Origin of the sequence: Schlesneria sp. (genome assembly GCF_036405755.1) — a bacterium.
Lineage (GTDB): Bacteria > Planctomycetota > Planctomycetia > Planctomycetales > Planctomycetaceae > Schlesneria > Schlesneria sphaerica.
Map to the genome: position 1 here is coordinate 1 of NZ_DASWWZ010000144.1, position 4561 is coordinate 4561.

Below are 4561 nucleotides of genomic sequence, written 5' to 3' on the forward strand. Positions count from 1 at the left end.
ACGAGCGGAATGGCAAGACGGGGCCAGTCGCAAACCGTACGGGAGCCCGCTGCAGCGACAAAGGCTTTCTGCCGATGACCCAGGAAAACTATCTTCGATTGCTCCGCTGGACGGCGAAGCAGCTTCCGCGTGAACAGCGGACACGGACATCGCCTGAGCTCAAAGAGGTCCTCAACAGGCTGGACCTGAAGACCAGCACCTGGCTGTCACTGGTCCGGAAGTTCGGCAAGCTGTTTTACAATGTCGCCGGTCGACCGCAGACGATTGAGCTGACGCGCAGCCGCATCGGCCAGCACCGCCACTACGTCCGCCGCGAAACCCGCGAAGTCTTCTCCTGACACAGAAGTCCTGTCCGTCCCATTCCTCGACGGGAGGTCGTTGTCACCGGTGGACTCAGAATGAACTGTGCCGCAAAGGGTTCTGCGACGAATCAGCCCCACCCAAACCCTGTGCTCATTGAGTTCCTTTCGAGCCTCCATGAGTCTGCGCCGCGAAGGATTGTGTCGCCCTGACAGGGCTTGCAGCAATTAGCAATGAACCCGGGCGGCGATTTGCGGCGTTCGCCGCGGCGCTGTGCCCAAGGCTGACCTGTTGCTGCCTCTCAGGCAGCAGGGCATCTTTCGTCTGTTCAGACGCCGAACGCGTGTACCAGGTCGAATTAATGCCTACGCCATTGCAGCCAGAGATGCATTGTCCCTCACAACCGTGTACGATTTTGGAATCCGCCCCTCACAACCGTGTTTTAAAAACAACTTCCAACACTTTTTTGGATGTCGCAAACTCATTAGGTCTGGTACGACGAAGTTGCACGTAGCGCTGCGGACTGCGAGATTGCTCGGGCCTTTGGAACGGCTTGGGGCATTATCAGTGACTTGATCATGACTGAGTTGCGATGGTTTTCATTCGCCACCAGACAGCCAGGCTGCTCAACGCGCACCCACCCAGAACAAACAGTGACACGACAACCATGGCTGACCGTTCCGTGGAAACACCACGCGAATTGTAAGTCGAAGCCATGATGACTCCGATCGTGGTAAAGAATGACGCAATTGCGCAGCAGATCCCTAAGGGCAATGCCCCCCATCTGACGTAAGTTGCAAAGAGAGCTGACGCGTGAGGGATCACGATCATACCTGTGAGCACCCACATCCAAGGTTCTGGATCCTGTTGGAGAGCTTCCCTCAGAATATCGAGACCACTCGGTGTTAAGTAGATGCCGGTCAGCAGGCTGATCGGACCGGGTAACCAGGACAAGCCGATTCCCATCAATTTCGACAACAAGATCGTGACGACTGAGTTCGAGACCAGCACAAGCGAAGTCCACGTCTTTCCGCGAACTTCAGCCTGAATGGATCGCGACAGCAGCAACCCCAAATCGATCGACATCACAAGGCATGTCATGAACAGAAAACTGCCCGTTCTTACTCGTTCGCCTTGGCCGCCCATCGGTCCGAACAAACTCGTGATGATCTCGAGAGAAGTGAGATAAAGTAAGATGTAGATGAAAAATCGAATCATGATGGCGGCAAATCCGCCCCCGCTAAAATAGAAATCTTTCCACACCAATGGACTGCTCCAGACACGCCCTGCATTGAGAATACGGATTCGGCGTGCACTCGCACTGACGAGTCCTCGCGATGTCGCTTCAGTCGCGGGTTCGCGTGATGTGATCCCGAATAGCCCCCATGAGAGCGGGTAACAGGCGAGTCCCCCGAGCATGTTGCTGATGACCTGAGTACTCCAGATTGATTCGCCGAAGCCGGAGGTCATTGTCGGCCCAATTTGCAGGAAAATGCACGACTCAGATCCCCCTCTGACGACGGCTTGAAGTCCGATTGACAACCCTGGAAAGACGACTAATGCTTTACGACATGCCAGAGCGATGGTCCAGTACCCGACCACGATGATTAACAGACGAATCGACGCAACACGGTTATTTTTCGAAATCGTCGAACAGACCAGACCTGCGCCTGAGAGCAAGATCAGATAGGCGAGCATTGCCGCGTACGTCGCCCGGATCTGATGTTGTGTGACCCCGCCAAACGTGACCGCAAGAAGAGTAAACGGGTATTGAACGACGATCAGGAGTAATGCCTGAACCAGCCTTCCCCCTGACTTGCCAAACAGCAAACCCGAGGAACTGATCCCCGCCATGAGCAAAAGCCCGAGCGTGTCTTCTTCCTTTTCTTCGGTAATCGACGTTGAGAAGAAGCTCAGGCCGAGCAAAGTCATGAAGATCAGATCGATATAGACAATATTCAAAAAGAACCGCAGCCCAGGTGCCCCCAAAACAACTGCGGTCGTATAGGAAAAGATAATTGCAAGATAGATGGCGGATACTAGAAACAAACGCGCCAGATGCGGTCCGAATGCGCGCCCATCCACACGAAGCGATCGTTCAAAAAGTGTCGTCGTGCCTTCGAACATCGCAGGGTCCTTGAAACTGACACTCTATTTGATCGCAAAGTCTGATGAGAAAGAGGGGATTGGAACCGAAGCAGTCTTGATATTAAAATGGAATTCAAATGGCGCGAGGTCTGATTAAACAAGGGATACCATCGCGACCCCGGAAGCCCCACCAACGGTGCTTTACGTGGTCCGTCTGTAATCGAATCTACCGCACCTCATCATAGACGTTTCGTCTCAAAATGAACACACTCGTTCAGGAGCGATGAACGGCTCAAGGATTCAGACGGTTCAAGCGAACGTTTCGCGTGACTAACGCGAGAATTCCACGGATTCTTGGTTGCTTCGTGCCGGAATTCGTAGTGAACGGACCTGAAGCACTTCCGTTCCCCAATGATGGGCGCGCTGGAAATGATCAGGCGTAGGCGACCCAGCCGCGAAACGCAAATCCCACATAGAACAAGCTGATTCGGGAGAACCCCGCCTCGCGTAAGAGGCCTTCGTCCTGCTGCGGAGAGAGGATATTCAAATGGGCCTCGATGGCCTGACTTGACTTCTGGGCGTCGTGGGCGTCGATCCCGGAAGAGATGGCGAATGCAGCGTACCGTGACATCCAGCTCGTTCTTTCGTCTTGCTCTATGGGAACACTCATGTGGACCACCACGAAAGGGGCACCCGGCTTCAGTCGGCGACGAACCTCAACTGCCGTTCGCTGACGCTCGGGGAGACTCAGGAAGTGCATGGTCAGCAGGCAGGTCGCCGCGTCGAATGGTCCAGCCGGTGCGGCGTCAATGATCCCCTCGTGCAATTGAACCCGCGAAGCCAGAGTCCCCAAAGTCTGCTCAGCCAGTTCGATCATCTTTAACGACGGATCAACACCATCGAATGTCCAGGTAGGATGAGCCTGGGCAAAGGTCTTCAGTTCCAGTCCACCTCCCGCACCAACGACGAGAACACGGCCCCCGTCGGGTACTCGCTCGGCCAGGAGCAATGTCGACATTCGCTGCATATCTGCAAACCCGGGCACAATTCGCGGCGGACCGTGTGCATACCGTGCCACGAGTCGAGCATCGGAAAACGCGTCGTGCGGAGCAACTTTTTCAGGAACCATTGCTGTGTCCTTCATGAGGCTGAGACATCCCACGGGCCGCGATCCGCTCGTGAATGTCTTTACTGAGTTCAGCGAGCGTCACCTCTCCGAAGCGAGCCAGCAGCAATTCCTCAGCGTCATTAAACGCTTGTCCCAGTGCGGCATTCACTGCCTGTTCTACGAGGCATTCAGGGGAGCTGGAACGAATGCCGACAGCCAGGAGCGTAGGGCTCCCGAGCGCGACATAGATGTCTCCCAACGTTACCTTCGTGAGATCACAGGCCAGCGTCCACCCGCCGCCGTGTCCCTTTTCCGATTGCACATATCCCCTCTGCCGCAGGCCAGCCATGACCCGCCGGACGACAACCGGATTGGTCGCCATCATCCTGGCGAGATCTTCAGATGTGACGGGTCCCTGTTGTTCTGCCATATGGAGCAGGACGTGGAGGACGCCGGAAAGTTTGCCGTCGCGTTTCATGCAACATATCATGTTACATGACTGCCGTGCTGTCAAGGTCTGTCTCAAACATCGTCAAGTTGCAATCGGTGAGGACAAGCATGGCTCACTGATCGGCTGGAGCATTGCACGAACTTCCCCGGCTCGATGCGGAGCCTCTTGCATACGATGAACCTGGGATCTGCCCCCGCAGCGGAGACTGTTCTGCTCAAGCGGTTCCGGGGCGTTGCCACGGAACACTCTGGCGCGGTTGATCTGGGAGACGTCAACACGGACAAACCGACACCGAAACATAGCGGGTGAAGTTTTGCAGGAATTCACTGCCCCAAACGCGATGCACGTGGAAAAGCAGTTCCGGTTATCGATGTCTCGATACGACGGGGCTGATAATGATGAATTCGGGGGAAGGGGCTACGGGTTTCGCGTTGGGCCTGGATGGACTTGATAGGTCGGCGGCGTTGCGATTCGGCTTTCCTGGCGAGGGACCGCCAGGGCTAGTGCGTCTGTGAAGGCGTTTGATCAGGAGGGTGTGAGTCCCTCTCAGGCTAACGTTACCGGCCTGAATCCAACATTGGTAACTGCGTCTTCGTGAGAAGGGGTGGGGAGCA

Annotated in this window: 3 protein-coding genes and 1 pseudogene; 1 reads left to right on the forward strand and 3 read right to left on the reverse strand. The window is 55.5% G+C overall.

Annotation, left to right across the window (positions count from 1 at the left end; translation table 11 throughout):
* Positions 1–338 (forward strand): annotated as a pseudogene (locus tag VGE80_RS04930) (hypothetical protein); the annotation flags it as partial.
* Between the two features lie 538 nt (positions 339–876).
* Here VGE80_RS04930 and VGE80_RS04935 read toward each other — a convergent pair.
* From VGE80_RS04935 to VGE80_RS04945, 3 genes are all read right to left on the reverse strand, one after another.
* Positions 877–2427: a hypothetical protein gene (locus tag VGE80_RS04935; RefSeq protein ID WP_440591884.1), complete on the reverse strand. Its 1551-nt coding sequence runs from the start codon at positions 2425–2427 to the stop codon at positions 877–879.
* Between the two features lie 394 nt (positions 2428–2821).
* Positions 2822–3517: a class I SAM-dependent methyltransferase gene (locus tag VGE80_RS04940; RefSeq protein ID WP_440591885.1), complete on the reverse strand. Its 696-nt coding sequence runs from the start codon at positions 3515–3517 to the stop codon at positions 2822–2824.
* Entirely contained in the window at positions 3507–3974 is a 468-nt protein-coding gene (locus VGE80_RS04945; RefSeq protein ID WP_440591886.1) for an Rrf2 family transcriptional regulator, read from the reverse strand. Before VGE80_RS04945 ends, VGE80_RS04940 begins: the two co-directional genes overlap by 11 nt.
* Positions 3975–4561: the final 587 nt, after the last annotated feature.

What these genes read in the sequence shown, in the direction of transcription:
- VGE80_RS04940 (WP_440591885.1), bottom strand. Translation starts at nt 3,517, where the DNA reads ATGGTTCCTGAAAAAGTTGCTCCGCACGACGCGTTTTCCGATGCTCGA.
- VGE80_RS04945 (WP_440591886.1), bottom strand. Translation starts at nt 3,974, where the DNA reads ATGAAACGCGACGGCAAACTTTCCGGCGTCCTCCACGTCCTGCTCCAT.
- VGE80_RS04935 (WP_440591884.1), bottom strand. Translation starts at nt 2,427, where the DNA reads ATGTTCGAAGGCACGACGACACTTTTTGAACGATCGCTTCGTGTGGAT.